This is a genomic window from Indolivaga capnocytophagoides, assembly GCF_036511535.1.
Taxonomy (GTDB): domain Bacteria; phylum Bacteroidota; class Bacteroidia; order Bacteroidales; family Dysgonomonadaceae; genus Dysgonomonas_A; species Dysgonomonas_A capnocytophagoides.
The window spans coordinates 4,232,664-4,255,735 of the sequence record NZ_AP028867.1; the positions used below are offsets into that span (position 1 = coordinate 4,232,664).

Below are 23,072 nucleotides of genomic sequence, written 5' to 3' on the forward strand. Positions count from 1 at the left end.
CTCCTAAAATTAAAGAACGAAGATCATAAAAAATAAGAATATTACTATTATAAGAACAGTCAATGCCTGATCTTTTTTCTTCTTTCTGAATAGTTTAAATGAATAATAGGATAAGGCTAGAATCATCAAGCCATATATCCAATGAATGGGAATTGTAATTTCATAATGAAAATCCATACCTCAAAATTAATAAAATAAATAACAAACCGCCCTTTTCTATACATACCAAATCAACGTGTATAGAAAATGGGAAAAACTATACAGATTATGATACAACTAACAGAAAAAGTAATTGCTGTCGAGGTGCCGAATGATGCAACGGATATCCTACTTATTCACGGTAATACTAGACTCGCTTATTTCCACCCAAATTATGTAAGGATAGATTTGAGCTATAAGGCAGAATATCTCATCGGCGTAACCCCTCTATCAGAGGAACAATGGAAAGAGGTAGTCGATAGCAAGCAGATCGGACAAATGACCGAACCCAGATGGAGAGATCACCAATATGGCGAGTTTGTTTTGTATGGGCTAAAAACAGCCACCGAAAGCGGGTTATCCCTTATCGAATCAAAAGGCTTAGATATAAACAAAAAGTATGCTATGATCAAAATAGAAAAGTGATCATTTCTTAGACCTTCTGACTATTGAGTCTCCCATAAATAGAGTAATAACGAGCATTATAAATTGAATGATAAATACGGGATAAATAGGTTCAGATGTAAAATAGCGATAACCAAAGCTAATTATTGTAATGGGAAAAGTTAATAAGAATAAAGCAGCACTCCATTTCCAATATAAAAGATCACCTGGATACATGCCCAAAATGGATATCAATCCGAGTAGGTTATATATGAAAATAAAAAGTGCAACAGTTTTTCTCATCTATTTATTTTAAAATCCAAATATAACAAATTTATGAACAGACCAGATTTAAATACACTATCGAAAGAAGTTTTCGAAGCAAATAAAGCAAAAGGATTTCACGATGTGGAACTAAGCAATGAGACTTTACTCATGCTAGTAATAACCGAGTTATCCGAAGCCGTTGAAGCAGATCGGAAAAGTAAGAGAGCTAATTTAGAGCGTTTTCTTAAACGTATAGAAACAAGTAGATCGTACAAAGGATTAATACCTGAAATAACACCCGATAGAGCTTATGAAGTTATTTACAATGAAACAATTAAAGGATCAATAGAGGAGGAACTAGCCGATGCCGTTATACGTCTGCTTGACTTGGCTGGATTGAGAGGATGCGACCACCTAAAAGATTTACTCCTTTGTCCTACAGTTTCTGACAAGAAGAATTTTCCAGATAACATATTCGCTATCTGTACAGATTTAATCTATTATAAATATACCGTATCAGAGCGTATATCTTTTGCTTTATTAAATATCGAATACCTATGCAAGTTGCTCTCAATCGACCTCTGGCAACACGTCTCTCTCAAACTAAAGTACAACCAAACACGACCGATTAAGCACGGAAAAAATTATTGATTATGAGAAAAGAGTATAAAAGAGTCGTCAAGCATGTACACATATCACCCGATGCAAGGTATTCATACGAGATTAACATGGGTATATTTTTAGCCAATCATCCTAATTTAAAAATAGAACATACTATTGTACATAAGCCGTATCATGTGAGTATAATCTATTCTGAATTGGAAGAAATTTAACTGATAAATACAAATAAAAATGAACAAAGACATTCAAACCCTCATTGAGAGGGAAGCGGAAATATCAGTCCAAATATTTTCAGAAGACCAGAGAGTGAGTAGAGCAATGAAAAGAGTCGGCAAGAGAAAATTCATCCAGGGCGCATCTTTCGCCCTCTCCCTATTCAAGTGGAGAAAAGTAAGTGATGAGTTGCCGGATGCAGATGAAGCAGTGTTGTGTAAAATGAAAAGCCCGAGCGTGATCGTTGAAGGCTTTATCTATAATGACAATGGAGTCCCCAAAATATTGACACAAACCGACTTTGAGTTCGAAGATTATGCAAATGGAGAGGTCACCGAATGGATGCCTATACCTCAAATAGATTAAAGAAAGAGGATATGAAACGAATTGAAGTAAATTACACAATCGAGATAGATCATGTTTTAGCATACTGGCAGTCTAAGCTCGAACATTTATGGAATGAGCGTCAGGCTATGGATGAAGAAATTGAAATGATAGATAATACTATATCCTATCTACAAGCTCTCAAATCCGCAATGAGTGCTCAGATTGACATTGTAATCAAAGACGAAAGCGAAAATGGTAATTAACGAACTAAACAAAATGAGACAGATTAAATTCAGAGGAAAAAGAAACGATCAGTCCGAATGGGTATTTGGTGATCTGATCGAAGAAAATGGGGGTGATGCTTATATCGTACAAGCAAACATAATTCAATGGAAACAATTTGAAGTTGACCCCGACACCGTCTCTCAATTCACAGGCTTAACCGATAAGAACGGAAAAGAGATATACGAGGGGGATATAATCGAAGATAAGAACGGAATCGGTGTTATTATGTGGTTTCAGACATCATGGGGTGTAGCTTCATATGCTCATGGATATAATGGAGTTAAAAGTTATACAGCAGTGGATTCTTTTTACTGCGATGAAGTTAAAGAATGGGCTGTCATCGGCAACATATTTGACAACCCCGAACTTTTAAATGAAAAGCAATGAAAGCAAATGAAGCATTAGAAGAATTGTATCGTGCTATAGAAGATCATAAAGTCTGGCGTAAATCAAAACGTGGGCGGAGCTATTTACGAAAGCACCCGATAAGCAAGAAAGAAATACTGCGAACTTTTAAAGACAGATTATGATACAAGCAAATGAAATAAGATTAGGAAATTGGGTATCTCATACGAATGATAATGGTACTTTCAATCTTCAAGTAGAAGAAATTCGACCAACGGGAATAATTACGACATGGAACGGTGGATCGTGGTTCGTATCATTCGATAAGATTGTAGCCATCCCCCTAACAGAAGAAATACTGTTGAAGGCAGGGTTTGAGAAAGATACTGGAGAATTTTATCTATATAAAGACATTACAGTACGTAAAACATACTACTCTGATGATTTTTGGCGTTTTATTTTCAAGCAACAACGCATAAAGGATATTAAATACCTTCACGATTTACAGAACACAATCTTCGCTCTGACGGGTGAGAATCCGGTGCTAGGATTAAAAATATTAAACGATGCCATCAAATAATATAGGGTCTTTACTATATGAGTTATCAGGCTCATCTGAGTTGATAAATAAATTAGAGGCATGCAAAAGAGAAGCTCAATTGATCCAATCTTTATTTACCTCGGCTCGAATAAAGATGCTTGAAGATGGGACTACTGAGAAAGCTATTTACATAGACCAATTCGCAACGCCTATCTGTAAAATCTATGAGCCTCCATCATTTTTTGTCAATAGGTCTACTTATCAATTGACAGATTCTGGCAATAAGTATGAAATGGTGGCGTGTATAAATACAAATATGTTGGATATATTGGTTATGAAATGTATTGAGGTAATTAGACCGATAACAAAAAGATTCTCCCTTTTGAAAATGGACTGCGACTATCTAAATATTCCTTTCGAGGATGGATTAGAAGTTTTTGATTCAAATAAAGCTAATTGGATTAAACTATGAATTCAAGATATAACATTTACTATCTAAGTATAGTCGGAAACGGATTCGCCAAACGTGTTGACATTAACGTTGACGATGTAGAAAAGTTCCGCAGAGAAACCGCCGAGACCTTTAAAGTACCGACAAGTAAAGTGAAATTGAAAATAAAACACCTAGACGAAAAATGGGATGACCTAAAGCACCCCATTCCTCTTGAAAAATAGCTTATAAGCTATAACCCCAAATATTATTACCAGAGCGATTATACCTGTCCATTTAAGATATATATTCAGCTCATTTACTTTGTTCGACTCAGATGTAGACTTATTGGTCTCGTTTGTAGTCGTTTTTATTTTACTCTTATCAATGGTACTATCGATAGCCGACTCTTTCTGTTCAAGTTTACTATTATCAACCTGCTTGCTTTCGGTCTGTTTACTTATCTTAGTTTCAGACTCAGAGAGTAGGGGAGGCTTACCTGTAACGGAATCAGTCGGCTTTGAAGTATCGTAATTTCGGTCAATCCGATTTATATTCAACTGTTCAAAGATAACCTTCTCAAAAGCATTATGTACCGCTATTTCTAAGGCTTTATTTTGCAATGTAGCTATATCGTTTGATACTTGTTCAGAGTTGTTTATTTTAGTCTCTGAAATCGATTTAGATTGAGTTTTACAGCCATACAGGAGCAGTATAATAAAGCATACCACAAACAATACAGCCCACCAATTTATTTTATTGTCTTTCATATCATTTGTATATAAAATTGTCTTAAAGGAGTAATAGGATATATCTCTTTAGCATTATCAAATAAGCTTGACTTACTTTCGTCTATAAACAGAACGTTAAATAGAAAGAGAGACAGTCTTTCTTCGACAACCAAAGATTCATCATCAGAAGTGTTTAGATTTACTATACCTATCACATCAATTATAAATGATTCTGATGAATAGTATTCACCCTCGAATCTAATTATCTCATCTAGATCGGATCTATTTTCGACTTCATAATACTTTGTTTTCATTTTAGTATATAGCTATATATTTTACACCCTCATTATTTAAATCCTGATCGATATTCCAAGTTCCAGCTTCTTTTGTTTCTTGTATTAGGCGTGAGGTTGTCTGAATCTCAATGTTTGAATCGGTTAAAAGCTCTATGCTTAATAAATCAGCACTTCGGGTAACTGCACTACTACTTATTGGAATGTATGACGTTGGGTTAGCCTGCTTTTCTACCTGAGGATAGGCATAACATATCCCATCTATACCATTACCTGTGAATTGATATAATTGTGTCGATACAGTTGGCTGATCCGATAAACCTATAATCAAGTAAGATGTTGCATCCGCTAAACCTGCATCACGAAATACAACCCGATACCATCCATTCTGTTTTTGACTAATACTGGCTGTCAATCCACCCATGTTTTGAGAAATAACCCCATCTATAAGATCAACCATAAGCCATTGAAGAACAGAGCCGCTCCTTATTCTAAGCTGTACATATCTTATTCCACTATATTTAAGGAAAACAGAGCCGACTTGAGTGTCTGCGGCTGACACGCCGTTATTATAGCTAACTCTATGGGTGTTGAGCGTTGAATTAGCCACAATTTTATATCCCTGATAATAATCATCACTGTATGCAACACTTGTTACCTGATCTAGAGTTGCGTTAGATTTTACAAGATTTGTGCTTTCCTTTTCAATTAATATTTTAGGCTCATTTGTATAGTACCCATAATCTATACGAGGCATATCCGAACTGATAATCTCCATTTTTTTTGAGACATCAAACAGTGAAGCCATTGTACCTCGATGAAAGGTAAAAGGGATAAGCGAACCTGTTTTATTATCCATGCCATAAAGATGACCTGAATCACCTTCAATTGGGAGCAAGATTATCTTAGCTGTTTTTTTTACTTGGGGACTCAACCCATCATATAATGATTTAACAAGACTTGAGCTAACATTAACTCCTATTTTATTTAGATTATTAGAAAATCTGTTAGCAAGTCTTGCTCCCCTAGATAAAAAGAGCTTCCATCGCAGTGGTGTAATTACTGCTGGTCAGAGTTGTTCCATTTACGGATACGTCACGATATGGGAGTGAATACAATGTGATCCTTCCTAATTGTAGATATATTTTATTGACATCAGCCGTATATGTAATGCTATTCTTTGGATATCCTGACGCAGGCGACCCATCATTACTTATCAATATCTGAGAATCGGTAGTAGTTATGTTTATCATTGCTAGCTTATTTAGTTAAATTTCGTTCTACTGTTTTAATAACTGCTTTTAACGTACCTGCATAATTAGGGTCAGTTGCATACCCTGCCTTAGCTATTTCCTCCGCAAATTTATACGGATCAGACTTCACTTTTAGAGCATCTCCATATCGTTTATTTTCAATAAAAAAATTAGCATGATCAGTAAAGCTTTCCTCTGGTGAATCGTACTTTCTGAACCAATCCTTTACTACATAATCAAACTTACCATCCTTACGAGGCTTAATGCTGATAATCTCAGGAAAATGTGCTGAGTTAGTTTTTAATACCTCTCTTGTAGTTAGCAACTGTTTTTTATTCATTGGTGTAGCTGTGTTAGCCTTAACCCCGAAAAACATATTGCCGACTGCTCTTTCACCCCATCCGCTTTCTAAAGCCGCCTGAGCTAAAGTAAACAGATACGAAATACCTGTTTTTTCCTCGGTTTGTTTTGCGTAAGCCATATACTTACTTACAAATTCATTTGGTTTCATTTTTATCTGTTTGTGTTAATTGTTCTGCTATCTTATCTACATCGGTAACCTCAACTCCTAACTTCTTTGCAATCTCACTTCTCAGCAATTTCCAAAGCACTTTAATTACAGGCGTGTCAGGTTTGATTATAAGAATGTGACCGCATACGCTTATACTCTCTGCTACGACCAAGACCGCCGTTGTCAATTGATACATGATATGCCAATCATTCGATATTGCCTTTTCGGCTAGAGCAACAAGAGTTAAAATAGAAAAGTATACAGCTATTTTTAATGCTGTTTTAGTTAACCCTATACTCAAGGCAAACTTTTTTCGCTTAAATGATGATGCCATACCCCAAATTAGGTCAAATAGTATAGCACTTATTACGAGATACAAGCATAGTTCCCTCGTATCTCCCAACCATCCGATAAACCATGTCGAAATAAATACTAGTATACTGCTTACTCTACCCCAGAACGTAGATAGTACCATAGGAAATTTAGATAATGAGTCTTGTATTGTTTTAGTTATTGCGTTTAGTAGTTCCATAGTATTAGCTGTTAATAGCTACATATCCTTTGATAGGAATGTATTTATTGTATATTATTTTCATGTATTGTTTTATATTACTCGTTTCACAGAAAACATACCCTCTTTGACATCTCCTATTGTAATATTGGAGTCATCGTTCTTTTTCATCAGGTAACGAAAGTACTTAGTGCTTTCCGAAGGTGCGAATGTCTTAGAATCGTTTACCCATCCTTGCTCTCCTAAATAGTTCTTATTTTCGTCATATTCTCTGATAAGCAATGAATACCCCGAAATATTAAAAACTAGCTGGTATGTTGCACCCGTAAAAACACTTATATGTTCCTTTGTCCTAAGTCTATTCAATGCAGCAATAACCGTATCGGGATTACCAACCGTTATATTATTTATTCCTCCTTGTTCCCAAAAGTTACTACTACCTATATTTTTTTTGGATAGTATATCTAGGGTGACAGGATCAGTGTTAAAAAAGTATTTCTTACCAATCAGATAACAGATATTGGCATTTGTATTACTTCCAGAATAATAAAAAGCATTTATTACTCCATTGTCCGCTATTGCTGCGCCTACATATCCAGCATCGGCAACACCTTGAACAGGTAGTTTGCCGATACGCACCTGAAAGCCCATCCTGTCATTGCTCGCATCTTCTTCCGTTGCACACGATTGTAATATGCTTGTATATCCGTCTTTTTCAGGGAAACGGCTATGATGAATAAATTCCACAGTCTTTGAATCCTTATGAAAGATCAATTGACCGTTCGCTTCATTCATGTTTAAGATGGAATTCGAAGCAACCGGTAATTCCCATGTAAGACCGCTATCATAACTACGTGTGAAATAGGCAGGAACTTTAGAAGTATACCCTGCGTCTCCGACTGTACTACGCATATAGCAGATAATAGTGCCGTCTGATAGTTCACACCATGCAGGCTCTGTGTGTTTGTAGCATTCGGGTATTGTGGCAAATATCCATGTAACCCCGTTATCATCAGAATATAATATACGGGTAAGGCGTGTTGTCGGGTGACATGCCAGTGTGATTATACGTCCTGATTCCAAAACTAGAAAACCTGTAACATCGCCATTATAGGCAGTTACAATTTCCCCATTTGCTATCATATCAGTACGAGTCCATGTACTGCCCTTATTTGTTGAACGATAAACGCTTGTCCCTGTATGTACGCCTGTTGAATTTACAAAATGAGCAACTAAAGAAATATAATCCCCATTAGCAGCAATTCCGCTAGCTTGGGTTTTACAACTAATACCCTCACTCATCCTATCAGCGACAACTAATAAATTACTGAAATTGCCTTCCGGGTCTTTGAATCGCATGGCAACCCTGTTGTTAATGAGAGTATGCCCTGCCTTAATATCATAAAAGATAATGAATTTATCTAAAGAGCGATCATAAGCCACATTAGCATGAGGCCATGAGGAATGAGTACCTGTTAATAATTGTGATGGATCAGTGCCATCGAAAGCAATACCCATATCCACAAACGTATAGGGTAAAATAGAGTCTTTAGATTCGGATGCATTAGCCAATGCACCGATAAATCGTATATAGTCGAATCGGGGAGCATTAAAAGAATCGGCGACACTATCTTTCAGATAGGAGTAAACCATATAATGAGATCCAATAGGGAAATCGATTAGTTTTCGCTCTCCGTTACCCACGGCACTTGGGGTATAAGTGATTCCTGATATATAACTCCAGTCTGAACGGTAAAAACCTATACCCATTCCCAATGAAGAGTTATGTACGGGGCAGTTCATCTGAATAAAGCCGTTAACGGTAAATATCTTTATGAAAAAATTAGTACTATCTGTTATTCTGCCTGTATCTACTTTAACGGAATAATTTGCCACTCTCTCATCTGACGGTATCGACTTATTAATTGTTTTAGACAGGTTGTAGAAAGAATCGCCTAGCTCTTTTATTACCTTATTAAAGGAATACTCCCGCGCTTGAACCAGTTTGAATGGAATCGGTTGATACCCGGTGCTATCCTTTAACATCTCTACATCGGTAAAGGCTATATACTTTGTGTTTTTGGGCGGTGCGATCTTATAATTAACTAATGGGGTATTCGTACGTAAGGTATCGATGACCTCCATCATCTTGTTAAAATATACTATCGTTGATATAGATGCCTCATATACTCCGTATGTAGTAACATACCAGTTATTTGTATATCCTGATGGTAACTCTATCGGATTGCTCGCTCTAAATCTTGTGTCGGTTGTAGAAGTTAATACGCCTAAGCTGTTATATTGATTATGACCCGATACCCAACTAACCGCAACATCCTTTGGCTGCTGCAAGAACCTTTCAATAGTATCATAGTTGGATTTTCGTATTGATATTCTGTCATTGATGATATCATTTATGAGCTTAGGAGCATTATATCCGAATGATACCTGATTATCCCTTAGTTCAACCAGTTGAATTTCATTTTCCAGAGGATAATCAAAAGATAGATATATCTTCTTTGTCTTTGTGTTATATACTACACACTCTTTATTCTCTGTAAAATATATCCTCCTGTTTACTGTATCCAAACATCGTGTTTTTTTTGATTCCGTCCAATGGGAGTGTACCGTATTAGCCGATAATAACAGCAATACATTCTCTGTGTTTATCGAATTATTCGGATCATCAACATTGTAACCGAGTCCTCGGAGACTTACAGTAGGTCCATATACGGATAATGTAGATGTATCGGAACACAGATTGATGCTGCTGTATCCCAATATAGGATAAGTATTGGATCTTTGCCTTTCATTGAATAAATCGGCGACCGATTTCCAATTGGAATTAGTACCCCATCCGCTTATATTTGTCCCGATATAGTATTCTGTTATCAACTCTCCGGTGGATAACTTATAAGTAATCTGCTGCCCTAAACCACGTAAAGTTGTTGGTACTGCGTTACGGGCAGACGCATTATCTGTGTAGTCATATTTATTATTATATTGGGAAACATTGAAAGCCTCTGTTCTAGAGGTCTTAAGTGTGAGGTCTGTCTTAGTAGCTGCATCTGCATTAATTATTGTTTCGCCTGTATTCACCCAAGACGATCCACTCCAAACATAATAGTATGGTAGGCTATTCGCAGGATTAATCTGATCCGATACTATATATCGATCTCCTTTGGATGGATTGACTATTGCATTTAATGCAGTTAGATTTGCGACTGTTCCGAGTGACACTTGACCTTGTGATATATTATCTACATATACCGCCAAATCGTACCCTGCGCCACCAACTCTTGCTGCAGTATTTGCAGATTCTTGTGTTTCTGAACCGATGATCTGCCATTGATTCTTTATCTCATTAATTGTTTTTGCCATTATAATGTAGTTGCTTGTGTTACGATAAATTCCAAATCAAATTCCAAAATATATCCTCCTCCGATACAGGATAATCCATATATTTCCAAATTAGACTGTTTTGAATAATATCCTTTAAAATCCGAATTGAGCGGTATATTGTGTATCGTTTTCAATCCATTTGAAGATATGTGCTGAAAGAACAATGAGTAATTTGATAATAAATCCGAGATAATCTCTGACCCCATAATAATAGATAGAGTTATAGTCTTTTCCTTTCTTTTTAATTTATATCCTACATCGATTATATTTCCGTTAATTGTAGAATAAGATTTTATAAGAGGATCTTTAAGGGAATCAAATAAGAGAGCATCGGCATTAAATGACTTTACAGCCATACCGTAATTGATTACATCCTGACCGATACTGAAAAAGTTGTGAGTAATGTATTTGTATGATATAGGTGTATTTACGGATAACAAGCCTCTAAATGTAAAATCAAATGTTACATCGAAAGTCGACTGACTACCCCAGATATTTTGTAATGGGTTATCCATAGAAAAGGTCAATTCCTGTTCTAAGTAAAATTGATTACCATTAACTAACCTAGATGCTGATGGTGATGACGCACCTGTATATCTCAACTGCCAAGTTTTGTCTAGCGACTTTATATATAAAGATCTGTATCCTTGACCCGACAAAAGAGCAAAAAGACCACTTCTTTTATTTAGTAAATTAACTTTACTATCTGCATATATACCCACCGATACGCTAACGGTCTTAGCCTCAAATTTAGGATTAGATAAATCCACCTCTAATCCATCTTCCTCGAACCAATCATTGCTATCTGGATCTTTTCTGTCAGGGTATGCCAGTAGAGAGTTATAGCTATCTTTTAAGATAACCGCACCATAAGTAGACCAAATATCTACTCCATCTATCACGTAGTTTCCATTTATCATAGCAAAAGGAGAAAGCCTGACTACAAGCATCAATTCTAGGTCAATAATATCGAGTATGTAATCAGTCAATTGTGTGAGTCAGGCTAAACTCAGAGATGAATATAAATAAAAGTCAAGCTGATAGCCAGTCAAATCATGACAGAAGATAGGCATATTTAGAGTTTGTTAATAATTGTGAAAATACTTATATTTAGATAACACACAGTACGAAAACACAAATTACAAAAGCATGATTATATTTAGTCCGGAAGATGAGATAATCTTCAATGGAGAGGTTACAGACCAATCATATAGGTATAAGTCTATAATGGGAGACAATAACCTAACTCTTTATATAGAGTCTCCAGAACATCTTGAAATACCAATAGGTAGCTATGTCTACTTTCAGCGTGACGGTGCAAGTTCAGGAGAATATTACTATTTGCTCAAACCTCAAAACTTAATCAAAAACCATACTCGTTATTTCGAATATACAGTCATACTTGAATCTCAACAATATTTACTCAAAACACAAACTTTCAAATTCTTTACGGTTGGGACAGACGGCAAGAGAGATAGTAAGTATAAACTAAAAGGATGGATCACAGCGACACCATTAGAAGCTCTGGAAATGGTTGTCAAAGTAATGAATGAATTTGATGAAGGTTGGACTGTCGGAACTTGTATTGAAGCAGACAGAAAATTGCTTGAATACTCTGCCGAGAACTGTTTCGAGTTCCTTCAAAAAATAGCCGATGATTTCAATACCGAATGGTACATTATCGGGAAACAGATATCAATTGGCAAGGTCGAACGAGACTCAGATAATCCAATATCGCTACAATACGGATACAATAACGGATTGAAGAGTGGAGTGAAACGGGATATAGGAGATACAGACCGAATTAACAGGCTGTTTATAATCGGGGGAGATAAGAATATATACGCTACCGAATATGGGAATGACACACTGCTATTTCCTAAAAATAGAGAAATAAAATACGATGGTTCTAAATTTGAAGGAGAGACAGGATTCAATTCAAGCACAGCTGAAACATTTATAACCGATTCAGAGGGTATGTATGTTCAGCATAAAGGACTACCGGCAACTGAACGAATACTAGATGGTACATTAGAGGAAACAGATACTTATCCGCAAAGGGTAGGGACTATCTCTGGAGTTATAGCTGTCAATGACGAAAAAGCATTGTATGATATTGTCGATAACTCTATTCCTGAATCACTAAATTATAATGATTGGTGGCTTGATGAAGTAACACCGACTATTATACCCCAAAGTGGAATGTTAGCAGGTCATGAATTTGAAATCAGTAAATATACCCATTCAGAGAGACGTTTCGAATTAGTACCTATTACCGATGCAAACATACAGATGCCTAAAGGAGAGTTTATCCCTGCTGTTGGTGATAAATATGTTGTGTTCAATATGAAGATGCCTCAGTCTTATATTGACGAAGCTGAATTAAATTTACTGAAAAAAGGAGTCGCATATCTGTATGAAGAAAGCAAACAAAAATTTATAATAACAGGCGAACTTGATGGGTTGTTTGCTCAGCGTAATTGGGCGCAGTTGAAAGATCATTTGGATGTTGGTTATTTTGTGGAATTTACAGATCCTCAATTCTTTACTGAACCTCAGAAAATACGTATCACAGGTATCACAGATTATGTCAATACACCACGTAAGCCTAAATTAGAATTAAGTAATGAGGTAAAAGTGAATACTTGGGCTAGCATAAAATCCGATATAAGAGATACGGAGACCACTATCGACCGCACCAATCAAGGAAACATGGCTCAGACTCGCCGCATGTGGTTTGACTTAAAACAGACTCAGGAAATGATGTTCGACCCTGAAGGAGACTTCTTTACCAACTTTATTCAGCCTCTATATATACAGACCATGCAGCTTGTAGCAGGAACACAAAGCCTGCAGTTCATGTTTGTTGATATAAACGATCATAGTATTCCGTCTGACTTGCCTGTTCCTGTATATAACAATGTTGATAGAACATTTACAGTTCAATCAAGAGCGTTAAAGCACCTCACACTAGGAATAGATGAACTTACACCTGAGTCAAACAGGAGTTATAAGATATGGGATGTAGCAGGAGGCACGTCTGTTCTAGATCCCGAAAAGGGATATTACTTATATGCGAAGTGCGATAAAGGTGGTACAACGGGTCAATTCGTTGTCTCTGAGTCTCCTATTACCATAGAGCAGATTGACGGGTTTTATCACTTCTGGGTAGGTATATCTAATTCGGAATATGATGGTGTGCGTTCATGGCGTACCATGTATGGATTCACCGAAATATTACCGGGACAAATAACAGTAGATAAAATAGTCAGTGCAGACGGATTGAGCTTTTTGAATCTTTTAGCTAATCAGTTTAGGCTAACGAATGGTCAGACCGATGATGATGAACAGACTCTTGATTGGTCAGAAGGTACTCTGACGATAACGAATGCGACCATAAATAAATCCCTTAAAGTACTTGGAGAAGCTCTAATAGCAGGGTTCTATTTTTCGGATCAAGAAATCAAGTCAACCGCCATGAATGGGTCAAATTATGCCATGCTACTTGATGGCATAAATGGATATATTAAATTAACATCAAATGAGTCTGGAACTGGTGGAGGAGGCTCTGGATCTTCTACTGGAGAAACGTCATTATCATCAGTCATCGAGATATCTAGTAGTAATGGAACTGTTACAGCTCGTAACGACAATGGTGTTGCAATGGTTGGGGCTAATGGGATATTCGCAAACCATGCTGGACAACCTGCATTTCCTGCAAGCTCAGGGATTCAGACAGCGGGTGCAGTTGTCGGACTGGGGTTTGGAAATATGGCTAAGGATAATATTTCTCCAAACTTCATGGCGGGAGTAATTGGACGGGCTATAAATTCTAACAGTAATCCTGCTCCGGCATATGGCGGGTATTTCTTAGACTTATTCGCATCAGGATTAATTCTTGACACAATTTCAATATCAGGGACTACAAATAAAAACACAATACTGACAAAAAATAACTCTTTTATTCATTCTATATCAACAGTTCAGCAAACAGTAACGTTGCCTTCCAATGCCTACAAAGGCACTGTGCTATGGTTAAAGCAATGGCAGGGTGGTTTTATGAGAGTACAACCTCCAACAGGTCAGAAGTTATTTGATGATGCTACTGAAAATACATACTTAGATATCTCTAATGGAGAAACGGCTATGTGTATATTTGTTGGGGATATAATTGTATCAGGGGCTGATTATGGAACTTGGCTTATAAGTAAATTTTAATTTGGATAGTTCTCTGTACTATTTTTATTTATAATACTTGATGAATATATATATGGAATTATCCATTTGTTTTTTATTTTTTCCAGAAGAATATATGGACTATCGTTTACATATGTTTTTACATAATTTTTATCATTATCAAATACTTCAATAAACAAATAGTATTCTCGGTCTTTTACATAATCAATTTTAGTCTCTTTAGATTCGGTTCTTCCGTTTATGTCAGAGATCGAGGCTGCTTTAATCCATTTACCATTATCATCTTTATACCCAATGATACAAAGTTTAGCAGTCATTTCATCTCTTTCATTCGCGATTGTGACACTTGTATATGTCTGGATTTGCTCCGTTTCATCATCATCGCTGCTGCACGAAATAAAGAAGGTAACAGCGAATAGAATATAGAGTAAATTTTTCATAATAAAATTAATGTTAGTTCAATTCTTTCAGGCTTTGAAAGTATATATTTTTTTCGGTATATTTAAAATAAAAACTATGATATATATTGAAAATAAATATCTTCCTCCTGCCTATTTACTTAGGCTTTATCAATCAATGTTGAAAGACCATTTGGGCAATGAAATGTCATTAACTAATAATCAAAAGAAGTTTCTGACTCATTTATTATCTTATCCTATAGAATCTATAGATCAGGAGAAGGAATGCATGAATGTTATCGAGGCTATCTTTAATCAGCAAAAGGCACAGCAAATACTGGATTGCACATTATAGGTTCTCCCCTTGCGACTCCTCTACTATATGTGCATATATAATATAGATTGTCGCTTACTCGAAAAATGGCTATAACATCTTCGTCAGGTTCTAATCCTGATTTCTGACCAACAGTATCGGTATATAATACCCCGTTATGCCAATATTGAACGGAGTATATCTTGTCGTCTTGTTGAACCCTACCTTGACTGTTCAGAAATCCTTTTATGCTTTTATACACATCCCTAGCTTCTGTCTCGCTAGAAGAATGAGGAATGAAAAACTTTGGAACTGAATTTATTGTGTTAGTCATAGCTTTATGTTGTTTATTAAAATCCGTCATGCTAAGTTTGTCTCGAAGGTTAAGCATTATTTATAGCCGTTTTTATTTCTTCATAAGTATCTAGTACATTTATCATTATCGTATCAACAAGCATCCCAGCCGAGTTTAACGCTAGAATCTTATCTCGAAATACAATAACAGAATTAAAACCGATACTATTGTCTTTTATAGCATAATAACTTATAATATTATCAACATTTAAAGCCATTTTTCGGTATTTACTATCTATCTCTATAAACTTTGCCATAATCATGTAATTTTATTTGTGTAGTAGTTATTTTTTACAAACCTAGAATAATCTTTTATTAAATGCAAAAATATTAGAGAAAATATGTTTTAGAAAATACCTGTTTCTGAAGATAATAATATTACCTTCAACCCTGATTTTGCGGATTTAATTAAAGTTGCTGACAGATATGACTTTTTAAATACACAAGATGACTTTAAAAATATAGTAACACAGATTGAAAGAAACTAGATACATTGAGATTTATGGCTTATAGGGTAGGGCATAAGAAACAAAAACAAGGAATGGCTATTTTTAGCAAATTTCTAAGAGTGGGTTTGTATGGGGGAAGGTCTTTATATAGAGCATCGAAGAAAAATTATGATTTTTATAGTAACGATTCACAAATAAGAAATAAGCAATATAGAAATAAGCAATATTTAGCCATTAGGCAAGACAGAATAAATAGGGATAGAGCTAATGGTATTAAAATAAAAACGCCTAGATTAAATATCATTTTAACCATAACAATAGGTGTTTTATTTTTAGTTTTTGCTATTTGGTCTTTAACATTACCATCATTGGGAACATTGTTGGTTTGGTTTATTGCTATTTGTGTCATAAACTTTTTAGGCGGACTATTAAAATAAACTAACAAAACTTTATTATGGAAACTTTACTAGCTGTTGTTTTTATTGTATTCGGCATTCTGCAGATAATACTATTCTTCAAAATTTGGGGTATGACTGATAATGTAAGAGCGATATTAAAAAAGATAAATACTAATGATTTAGTAATCAAATCACAATTATTAGCATTGGCAGATGACCAAGAAAACGCAAAAAAATATTTGGAGGAATCTTTTAATGAGCGAATTCTTTTTTTAATTTCAAATAGAAGAATAGATTCAAGTAACTTTTTAGGTGCATATAATAAAGAAGCAAAAAAATATCATGATATAGCAAAACAACTTGAATTGTCTGGTTTCAGGATTGAAGATAAAAAGCATGTTTTTAAAAACATGCTCAACGATTTCGATTGGGACGACTTTACTCGTTGAAATAATAAAAGGGAGCAGTAACGCTCCCTCTCTTTTTTATGGCTTAATCTTGACACCCTGATTAACCATTGTATTAAGACTTGTCTCCATGTATGGTATTCTCGAAGTATAGCTATCAATAGATCTCAGTATTGCCGTCTGAGTCTGCAACTCTGCACTCATAGCCGAAACATTCATATTAATGGCATTCGTATTATTAGCCGTTATAGATAGTTTTTCCAGTGCAGCATAAGTAACACCCGTAAGCACATCTATTGATTCCTGAGTGGCTTTTGCATACCCTTCCGATAATCCTTCTCTGGCAACATCATTTACACTTCCTAGTCCTGCTTTTTGTTTCGCATCATTATATAAATCCATAGCGGCAGCCGCATCATCATATCCCTTTTTAATATCGCCTACAAGATTTCCCATTAAATCGGTTAGATTCGCCTGAGGATCATCACTTAAGAGAGCATCCTTTATTGCGTCCTTATATTCATCAAGCATATCCCCAAATACTGCAGACATGACCAAATTAGAAACGAGAGAGTCAAGCATGTCACCAATGCCTTCATTTACGGTATCAAAGAAATCCTCCGCTGACAGTTTCCCATTCTGAAACGAAGAGATAAGAGCATCAGAAATAGTAGAACCGATTTGACCAAACAAAGAGTTTATCTGATCGTCCATTTCCTGCATTGCTTCCTCATACTGTTCTGTATAAGCTATTAGCTCCTCAAGAGCTTCCTTTCCTTGACCTTTGAAATTATTTTGAGAGACAATTAGTTTTGCATACTCAAGATCAAGCTTTCCCGTTTCATCTATAAGTGCAGGATAGGCGGTCAATAAATCTCCATAAACAGCCTTACTTCCCGTTGTAATTCCAAGAAATTTCTTTCTCTTAGTTCCTGTCTGAACCATTATAGAAGAAAGATATTCTTCCAAATTTTCAGTAGGTTTATATTGAGGCTTTATTAAATCTTGAATGGCACTACCACTACTTATTTTAATAGTACCTTTTGTATATAATTCATTTAGCTGTTTAATAGCGGCTTCTGAGGCGTTAAATGCTGCTCTGAAATTTTCTATCAAATTATCGAAAAGAACCCCGTTTGCCCCTTCCTTTTGAAGTCTGATCTGTTCTATTAATAAAGCATTGTAATCAGTCTGTAATGATCGTTGCTCTTTTAGAAATTCCAATCGGGCTTTCTGATACTCCGCTTCCCCTTTTATGAGAGTGGTCGCTATTCCGACAACACCTTGAATGATAGCCTTCGGATCTTTAGACATTATACCGGTAACCACATTTCCTATATTGCCTGCCATTTCAGATGCAAACTGCATATCCTGAGCAAGTGATGATAGTCCGGTATTTCCTGTTGCCTCACCTAATTGCTCTAATGCAGAACCTATTTCACCGAATGCTCCAGCTATTTCATCAGCTATTTCCTTGAACTTTTTCAGTTTCTCAAGGTTTACATCAAACAACCCTTTTTTGTTGTTCTGATATAGAGTATTCACTATTTTCAAAATAGCCTCTAATTGCTTCTTTTGCTCCTCAGATAGCTGTACATCCTCTGGGGTAAACGAAATAAGATCACTTAAGCTTTTCTTTACTGTAGATAGATTTGTCGTATCTATATATCCTTTTAGATTCTCAATGGAGAGTCCTACTGCATCAAAAGCATCAACTAGTCCCTTGCCTGTAAATTCGGTTTCTATAGCCTTGAGTGCATCCCGTAACCTATTCAGTTGCGACATCGTGGCAGAACTTAGGCTGCCCATATCAATATCTAGCTTCTGTTTTTTTAGGAACTCGTTGAAATAGGATTGAGCCAACTTCTCAGCTTTTTGCAAACCTTCTTCGTTGTACGCATCCGTCCAAGCTTGACCTAACTGTTCCAAAGCAGCTTTCTGTTCATCGGTTGCTCCAACCAAAGCCGAAGTTATCTCCTTTCCTTTCTGAGTAACATCATTCCTGACATCAGTCATTATCTTAGACAACCTGAATGCAAACCCTGTTCCTTCTGGCGGTTCTTCTGAGAACAGTTTATTTCGGGCATCAATAGCTTTTTTCTGCTGGTCGATTGTTTCTTGAAACTTTTTATTAAAAGCTTCGAAATCTATGTCAGATGAATATTGCTTTAATTCGTTCAACCATGTTTTTATTGACTCATCATTAGAATCCGAAACATCTGTTTTTAATTTAGATAAATCAACAGATACCTTTTTACGAGCGTCGCTGGTATTTTTGATTAAATCAGTTATATATTTTTTATAATTTTCATCTTTATATAATTCTTCACTAATAATACTTCTATACTCATCACCCGAGAATATCGAGTTTATTTGATCTGGGATCTTGGATAACATTTCATTAGAGGCTCTTAGACCCTCCTCTGTTCCATCATTAAGAGATCTTGCTTGAGTATTTAAATCTTCATATTGTTTCCGAACCTGCTTTAATAGATCTAATCTTCTTTTTGATTCATTATTTGTATTTTTTTCAGTCTCAAGCATTTCTTTAGCAGACTTTCGATCTGCCTTCTGCTGCGCTGTTTCAGCCTTTCTGAGAGCTGCATCCCTTTGTCTCTGGGTCTGACCTGTCAGATCTTTTAGTTTATCTTGTTTGTCTTTTATTTCGGCATCAACATCGCTAAGTTGCTTCGCCAGATCCTTTTCACTTAACTTAGTGTTGTTCTTCTCGATTTGGACTCTCTTCTTTTGTAGGGCTGATATTTCGTTATTGTATTGATTTATCCATTCTGTATAGCTTTTTGTAACCACCTTTCTTTTTTCTAATTCAGCTTCCAAACTCTTAGTTTGATCGGTCAATTGATCGACATTGAATCCTCCGTCTAAAACCCCACCTTTTGTAGAACCTATTTTTTTATTTTCCTTATTAAGTCTATCTATGATTTTTTTTCTCGCAGATATTTCGGCTTGGATTTGAGAATCTGTCATGGATTCTATATTCGACAAAAAAGAGGCTACCCTATCGGCTTGAATTTTATCCTCATAGGGCTTTAAATCGGCTCTTGCCTGATCAAGTTCTTCTTGGGCATCTCTAATTCGCTGAGACCGTAATGTATTGGAATTTTGTGCTTCTTTTAGTTTTTGTTCAGCCTGAGTTACTCTTGTTTGAGCTTTGTCATATAGTTCCCTATTTGATTGCATCCTATTTTTTGCGACCTGTTCATTATACGACTTCCATAATCCGACTAAATCTCTGACATGTCCTTTTTCGTCTATATATTGTTCTACCAGTTTAGGATATGATTTTCTTAGAAGTTCCAATACTCTATACTTTTCAGTGGATGCCGTGGTTTCATCCTGTAATGCCCTTACTAATTGTTCGAGTTCATTTTTTCGCTGATTTTCTATATCGGCGGCATCGGACTGTTGTTGATTGAATTTCGCTTGAGCCTTTTCGGCGGCAGTGGTAGAATCTCTTAGAGCCCACATAGCAGTTGCCAATCCAACGACAACCACTGTTACTGCTACGATAGGATTCTTCATCATTGTAGCATTAAGTAGCTTTTGAGCTTTTTCTAGTAATGTTACGCTCAATAATTGTTGTTTCTCGGCTAGTGAGGCGAGATATATTGCTGTTCGATAAGCACCATAAGTAACAACTAGAGCTGCGAGTATTTTAGCTACCTTCTCGTAATTTTCAACCAGATAAGCCAGTCCTCCAATACCGCTATAAATAACACCCTCATTAGCCTTACCTATCTCATTAAACATGAGTTGTAATTGGTCTTTCAATTTTGAAATCTGACCTGTAACACTGGCGTTTTGCTTAGACATTAAGTTATAAAACTTCCCCCCTTCACTTGACATCGAAATAAAAGCTTCTCTCACTTCGGGAAACCCTACTCGTCCAGCAGATACTAAAGCGGATACTTCTTCGACCGTTTTACCCATTACCTTAGACAATTCTTCTACAATAGGAATACCAGCCATTGCAAAATCCCTTATTTCTCGCTGCTGTAATTTACCCAATGCTGATACCTGACCATAGTTTATTGCAATTCGACTTATAGGTACACTCACACCGGCAGCAACATCTCCTAACGCCTTCATTGTGGTCATGACATCATCTGCTGCAATACCCATGGCCATTAATTGTTTGGTGTTAGAAGCTACCTCAGTTAAAGTAAAGGGTGTTTCTTGAGCAAAGACCATAATATCTTGCATCATCTTATCAGCCTTAACTTTACTCCCCAACATTGTCTCCAGTGCTATCTCTAGCTGTTGAATTTCTCCTCTGGTATTTATAATGGTACTACCAAGCTGCTCTAAAGCAGCAAGAGAAAAAGCGCTTTGTAACCTGCCGCCAATTTGAGAGGCAATATTTCCCATGCTTAACAGATTATTATTGAAACTAGCTTGTTTTGCGCCTAAACTTTGCAGAGTTGTATTTAATCTTTGATATTCAGAATTGATAGCAGATATATTTCTTTGTCCTTGAGCCGTATTTACGTTCTCTCTGGATCTGGCGGCAACCAATGCTTGCATCTTAGCTGTTATCTGAGCTATTGTATTAGACTCCATTGCCTGCACTTGAGCAAACGCCCTACTCTCCATTGTGGCATTTCTCACAGTCACGCCATAACTGGCTAATACCTGTTGTAATTCAAGCCATCTCTGTCGTACCTTTTCGGCATCGGCTGCATTACCAGACATATCAAGCTTGTTGTAAGCCTGAACCAGCGTGTTCATCTGATTTTTAACTTGCTCTATTGACTTGCCGGTTACATCAAAGGCATTCGATAACTGTTTACCTCCTGAATTTTGAGAAAGAGATAATAACTGGTTATCCATCCCTTTTAATTCAGCTTTTACTCTTTGTAGTGCCGCTCTTAACTGTCCGTCATCAAGCGTTATATCATAGTGTAGATTACCTAGTTTAGCCATAGGTTATTTCTGATTTAAGAAGTTGAAGAAGGCTTTTGCCGAACTACAGTCCCCTGTTGCCGCCTTTTTTCCTTTGAATGATTTTGATGTCGATTGTCCTTGTGTTGTGTTTTTCTTGTTCCATTTTATCCGAGACATATCACTAACCATAATAGTCCGTTTCACAATGGATATTTTGTGGTCATAGTCGTACTCCGTGAACTGAGGAAAAGCCTTTAAGAAGTCTGCTTTTGCTCCGATTCCAGTTCGGCTTGATATTGTTGAGCTTCCATCCTCGCCAGTTTCATCCTCAGCTGATTCATGTTCTCTAATAATATCATATTCAGAAAAAAAAAGCGGAGTTCTAGTTTGTCTATGATAGTAGACAGCGATTTGTTCAGGTCTGATTGAGTCGCTATTCGGCTGATATATCTCCAAAAAATAGGATGAAATAGTTTTATTTTCCACCAAGAACCCAATACAGCCAAAGAAATAATCTTTGAGCAAAGGTCGCCTGACGATCTCATTGAGTTTAGAATTGCACATATATCATCGCCTTCCGAAACTAGGGTTCCGTTTTTCTTAGCTATTTCATATGATATTCTATTTGCCGTCCAATCCTTAAGTCTTCTTACTCTATATTTTTGTGAGCCAAGTATGACAACAAATGGAATATCATTATCTATTTCAAATTGCTCCTGCTGAGCTTGTGGATTTGCTTCTTTCTTTTTCATTGTAGTAGGTTAAAGAAAAAGGCGGCGATATTCTCACCGCCTCAGTCAGAGTGTTTGTAAAGTGTGTGTTTATTCTTCTTCTTTTAGTTTAATTCCAGTATCCTCATAGGTAGCTCCTCCAAGTCCTGCCGCTGGTGTAATGGTTAGGTGAAGATTAAAGGTGTCTGTGCCTGTTTTAGTCATACCTCCGCTAAGGTTCGCAACGATACTCGCATTGGTGAAATACAATTCGCCACCTTCTTTAAACTCGAATTTCACCATCTTGCGAAGTACGGCAGTTGTGTCGGGGAACGAGATTATTCCACTGGCAACGGTAGCTCCTGTAAGAAGCGTAACCATATTTGCCTCAACGTTAGGTATATCCAATTCAATAGACTTATCCCCTTCTTCGAATTTTGTTAGGATGGGAACACCTAGCTCCTCGACTTTGACTTGATTAGCCGTAGGTGCATCAAAGTTCATTGATACAGAACCTTCAAGAACGTATCCTATTTGAGCCCATGTCGCTGTGGCTATTTTCCCTAAATCGGCGATATAAAGTCCATTAAGACCCCACGCCACTTTGTATGGATTAGTTAATGCCATAA

The 23,072-nt window shown here is 36.4% G+C and carries 28 protein-coding genes; 14 read left to right on the top strand and 14 right to left on the bottom strand.

The features are described 5' to 3' along the window. Window positions 1-267: 267 nt before the first annotated feature. The 10 genes from AABJ51_RS16855 (at window position 268) to AABJ51_RS16900 (ending at window position 3,856) form a co-directional block, all read left to right on the top strand. Window positions 268-624 carry a hypothetical protein gene (locus tag AABJ51_RS16855; RefSeq protein WP_338373496.1) on the top strand — a complete coding sequence of 119 codons (357 nt, stop codon included), beginning with the start codon at window positions 268-270 and terminating at the stop codon, window positions 622-624. Between the two features lie 294 nt (window positions 625-918). After that, window positions 919-1,500, top strand: a complete 582-nt coding sequence (locus AABJ51_RS16860; protein ID WP_338373497.1) for a nucleoside triphosphate pyrophosphohydrolase family protein — start codon at window positions 919-921, stop codon at window positions 1,498-1,500. A 2-nt stretch (window positions 1,501-1,502) separates the two neighbouring features. Next, window positions 1,503-1,682, top strand: a complete 180-nt coding sequence (locus AABJ51_RS16865; protein WP_338373498.1) for a hypothetical protein — start codon at window positions 1,503-1,505, stop codon at window positions 1,680-1,682. Window positions 1,683-1,701: 19 nt separating this feature from the next. Continuing rightward, window positions 1,702-2,049: a DUF551 domain-containing protein gene (locus AABJ51_RS16870; RefSeq protein WP_338373499.1), complete on the top strand. Its 348-nt coding sequence runs from the start codon at window positions 1,702-1,704 to the stop codon at window positions 2,047-2,049. An 11-nt stretch (window positions 2,050-2,060) separates the two neighbouring features. Continuing rightward, window positions 2,061-2,273: a hypothetical protein gene (locus tag AABJ51_RS16875; protein WP_338373500.1), complete on the top strand. Its 213-nt coding sequence runs from the start codon at window positions 2,061-2,063 to the stop codon at window positions 2,271-2,273. A gap of 13 nt (window positions 2,274-2,286) precedes the next feature. Further along, a complete protein-coding gene (locus tag AABJ51_RS16880) occupies window positions 2,287-2,682 on the top strand; it encodes a YopX family phage-derived protein (protein WP_338373501.1) in 396 nt (131 codons plus the stop codon). Further along, window positions 2,679-2,825 carry a hypothetical protein gene (locus tag AABJ51_RS16885; protein WP_338373502.1) on the top strand — a complete coding sequence of 49 codons (147 nt, stop codon included), beginning with the start codon at window positions 2,679-2,681 and terminating at the stop codon, window positions 2,823-2,825. Before AABJ51_RS16880 ends, AABJ51_RS16885 begins: the two co-directional genes overlap by 4 nt. Then, window positions 2,822-3,220 (top strand): hypothetical protein, encoded by a 399-nt coding sequence (locus AABJ51_RS16890; protein WP_338373503.1) that lies wholly within the window; start codon window positions 2,822-2,824, stop codon window positions 3,218-3,220. Before AABJ51_RS16885 ends, AABJ51_RS16890 begins: the two co-directional genes overlap by 4 nt. Beyond that, the gene (locus AABJ51_RS16895) at window positions 3,207-3,653 is read left to right on the top strand and encodes a hypothetical protein (RefSeq protein WP_338373504.1); all 447 of its coding nucleotides are present in this window, start codon (window positions 3,207-3,209) and stop codon (window positions 3,651-3,653) included. The genes AABJ51_RS16890 and AABJ51_RS16895 overlap by 14 nt, the downstream gene beginning before the upstream one ends. After that, entirely contained in the window at window positions 3,650-3,856 is a 207-nt protein-coding gene (locus tag AABJ51_RS16900; RefSeq protein WP_338373505.1) for a hypothetical protein, read from the top strand. The genes AABJ51_RS16895 and AABJ51_RS16900 overlap by 4 nt, the downstream gene beginning before the upstream one ends. Here AABJ51_RS16900 and AABJ51_RS16905 read toward each other — a convergent pair. The 8 genes from AABJ51_RS16905 to AABJ51_RS16940 form a co-directional block, all read right to left on the bottom strand. Then, complete coding sequence (locus AABJ51_RS16905; protein WP_338373506.1) at window positions 3,827-4,381, bottom strand: hypothetical protein; 555 nt, start codon at window positions 4,379-4,381, stop codon at window positions 3,827-3,829. The genes AABJ51_RS16900 and AABJ51_RS16905 overlap by 30 nt on opposite strands. Further along, window positions 4,378-4,656 (bottom strand): hypothetical protein, encoded by a 279-nt coding sequence (locus AABJ51_RS16910; RefSeq protein ID WP_338373507.1) that lies wholly within the window; start codon window positions 4,654-4,656, stop codon window positions 4,378-4,380. The genes AABJ51_RS16905 and AABJ51_RS16910 overlap by 4 nt, the downstream gene beginning before the upstream one ends. 1 nt (window position 4,657) lies before the next feature. Then, window positions 4,658-5,494, bottom strand: a complete 837-nt coding sequence (locus AABJ51_RS16915) for a phage head spike fiber domain-containing protein (protein WP_338373508.1) — start codon at window positions 5,492-5,494, stop codon at window positions 4,658-4,660. Window positions 5,495-5,660: 166 nt separating this feature from the next. Beyond that, a complete protein-coding gene (locus tag AABJ51_RS16920; protein ID WP_338373509.1) occupies window positions 5,661-5,888 on the bottom strand; it encodes a hypothetical protein in 228 nt (75 codons plus the stop codon). Window positions 5,889-5,895: 7 nt separating this feature from the next. After that, the gene (locus tag AABJ51_RS16925) at window positions 5,896-6,399 is read right to left on the bottom strand and encodes a glycoside hydrolase family 73 protein (protein WP_338373510.1); all 504 of its coding nucleotides are present in this window, start codon (window positions 6,397-6,399) and stop codon (window positions 5,896-5,898) included. After that, the gene (locus tag AABJ51_RS16930; protein WP_338373511.1) at window positions 6,386-6,931 is read right to left on the bottom strand and encodes a phage holin family protein; all 546 of its coding nucleotides are present in this window, start codon (window positions 6,929-6,931) and stop codon (window positions 6,386-6,388) included. The genes AABJ51_RS16925 and AABJ51_RS16930 overlap by 14 nt, the downstream gene beginning before the upstream one ends. Before the next feature lie 72 nt (window positions 6,932-7,003). After that, on the bottom strand, window positions 7,004-10,291 hold the full coding sequence (locus tag AABJ51_RS16935) for a sialidase family protein (RefSeq protein WP_338373512.1): 3,288 nt from the start codon (window positions 10,289-10,291) through the stop codon (window positions 7,004-7,006). Continuing rightward, window positions 10,291-11,301, bottom strand: coding sequence for a hypothetical protein (locus tag AABJ51_RS16940; RefSeq protein ID WP_338373513.1), 1,011 nt, complete (start codon window positions 11,299-11,301; stop codon window positions 10,291-10,293). The genes AABJ51_RS16935 and AABJ51_RS16940 overlap by 1 nt, the downstream gene beginning before the upstream one ends. A gap of 160 nt (window positions 11,302-11,461) precedes the next feature. Between AABJ51_RS16940 and AABJ51_RS16945 the strand changes: the two genes are divergently transcribed. Continuing rightward, a complete protein-coding gene (locus AABJ51_RS16945; RefSeq protein WP_338373514.1) occupies window positions 11,462-14,530 on the top strand; it encodes a phage tail family protein in 3,069 nt (1,022 codons plus the stop codon). Here AABJ51_RS16945 and AABJ51_RS16950 read toward each other — a convergent pair. Then, a complete protein-coding gene (locus AABJ51_RS16950; RefSeq protein WP_338373515.1) occupies window positions 14,527-14,949 on the bottom strand; it encodes a hypothetical protein in 423 nt (140 codons plus the stop codon). The genes AABJ51_RS16945 and AABJ51_RS16950 overlap by 4 nt on opposite strands. Before the next feature lie 76 nt (window positions 14,950-15,025). Between AABJ51_RS16950 and AABJ51_RS16955 the strand changes: the two genes are divergently transcribed. Continuing rightward, the gene (locus AABJ51_RS16955) at window positions 15,026-15,262 is read left to right on the top strand and encodes a hypothetical protein (RefSeq protein ID WP_338373516.1); all 237 of its coding nucleotides are present in this window, start codon (window positions 15,026-15,028) and stop codon (window positions 15,260-15,262) included. A 341-nt stretch (window positions 15,263-15,603) separates the two neighbouring features. On the opposite strand, the gene AABJ51_RS16960 is transcribed toward AABJ51_RS16955, so the two are convergent. After that, window positions 15,604-15,831 (bottom strand): hypothetical protein, encoded by a 228-nt coding sequence (locus AABJ51_RS16960; protein WP_338373517.1) that lies wholly within the window; start codon window positions 15,829-15,831, stop codon window positions 15,604-15,606. Window positions 15,832-16,076: 245 nt separating this feature from the next. On the opposite strand from AABJ51_RS16960, the gene AABJ51_RS16965 reads away from it, so the two are divergent. After that, window positions 16,077-16,460, top strand: coding sequence for a hypothetical protein (locus tag AABJ51_RS16965; RefSeq protein WP_338373518.1), 384 nt, complete (start codon window positions 16,077-16,079; stop codon window positions 16,458-16,460). Between the two features lie 17 nt (window positions 16,461-16,477). Further along, a complete protein-coding gene (locus tag AABJ51_RS16970; RefSeq protein ID WP_338373519.1) occupies window positions 16,478-16,870 on the top strand; it encodes a hypothetical protein in 393 nt (130 codons plus the stop codon). A gap of 36 nt (window positions 16,871-16,906) precedes the next feature. Here the strand turns inward: AABJ51_RS16970 and AABJ51_RS16975 are convergent, their stop codons facing one another. The 4 genes from AABJ51_RS16975 to AABJ51_RS16990 all read right to left on the bottom strand — a co-directional run bounded on the left by AABJ51_RS16975 (window position 16,907) and on the right by AABJ51_RS16990 (window position 23,070). Continuing rightward, window positions 16,907-21,772: a tape measure protein gene (locus tag AABJ51_RS16975; RefSeq protein WP_338373520.1), complete on the bottom strand. Its 4,866-nt coding sequence runs from the start codon at window positions 21,770-21,772 to the stop codon at window positions 16,907-16,909. Window positions 21,773-21,775: 3 nt separating this feature from the next. Continuing rightward, window positions 21,776-21,937 (bottom strand): hypothetical protein, encoded by a 162-nt coding sequence (locus AABJ51_RS16980; protein ID WP_338373521.1) that lies wholly within the window; start codon window positions 21,935-21,937, stop codon window positions 21,776-21,778. Window positions 21,938-21,987: 50 nt separating this feature from the next. Further along, window positions 21,988-22,485 carry a hypothetical protein gene (locus AABJ51_RS16985; RefSeq protein WP_338373522.1) on the bottom strand — a complete coding sequence of 166 codons (498 nt, stop codon included), beginning with the start codon at window positions 22,483-22,485 and terminating at the stop codon, window positions 21,988-21,990. A gap of 69 nt (window positions 22,486-22,554) precedes the next feature. After that, window positions 22,555-23,070 (bottom strand): hypothetical protein, encoded by a 516-nt coding sequence (locus AABJ51_RS16990; RefSeq protein WP_338373523.1) that lies wholly within the window; start codon window positions 23,068-23,070, stop codon window positions 22,555-22,557. Window positions 23,071-23,072: the final 2 nt, after the last annotated feature.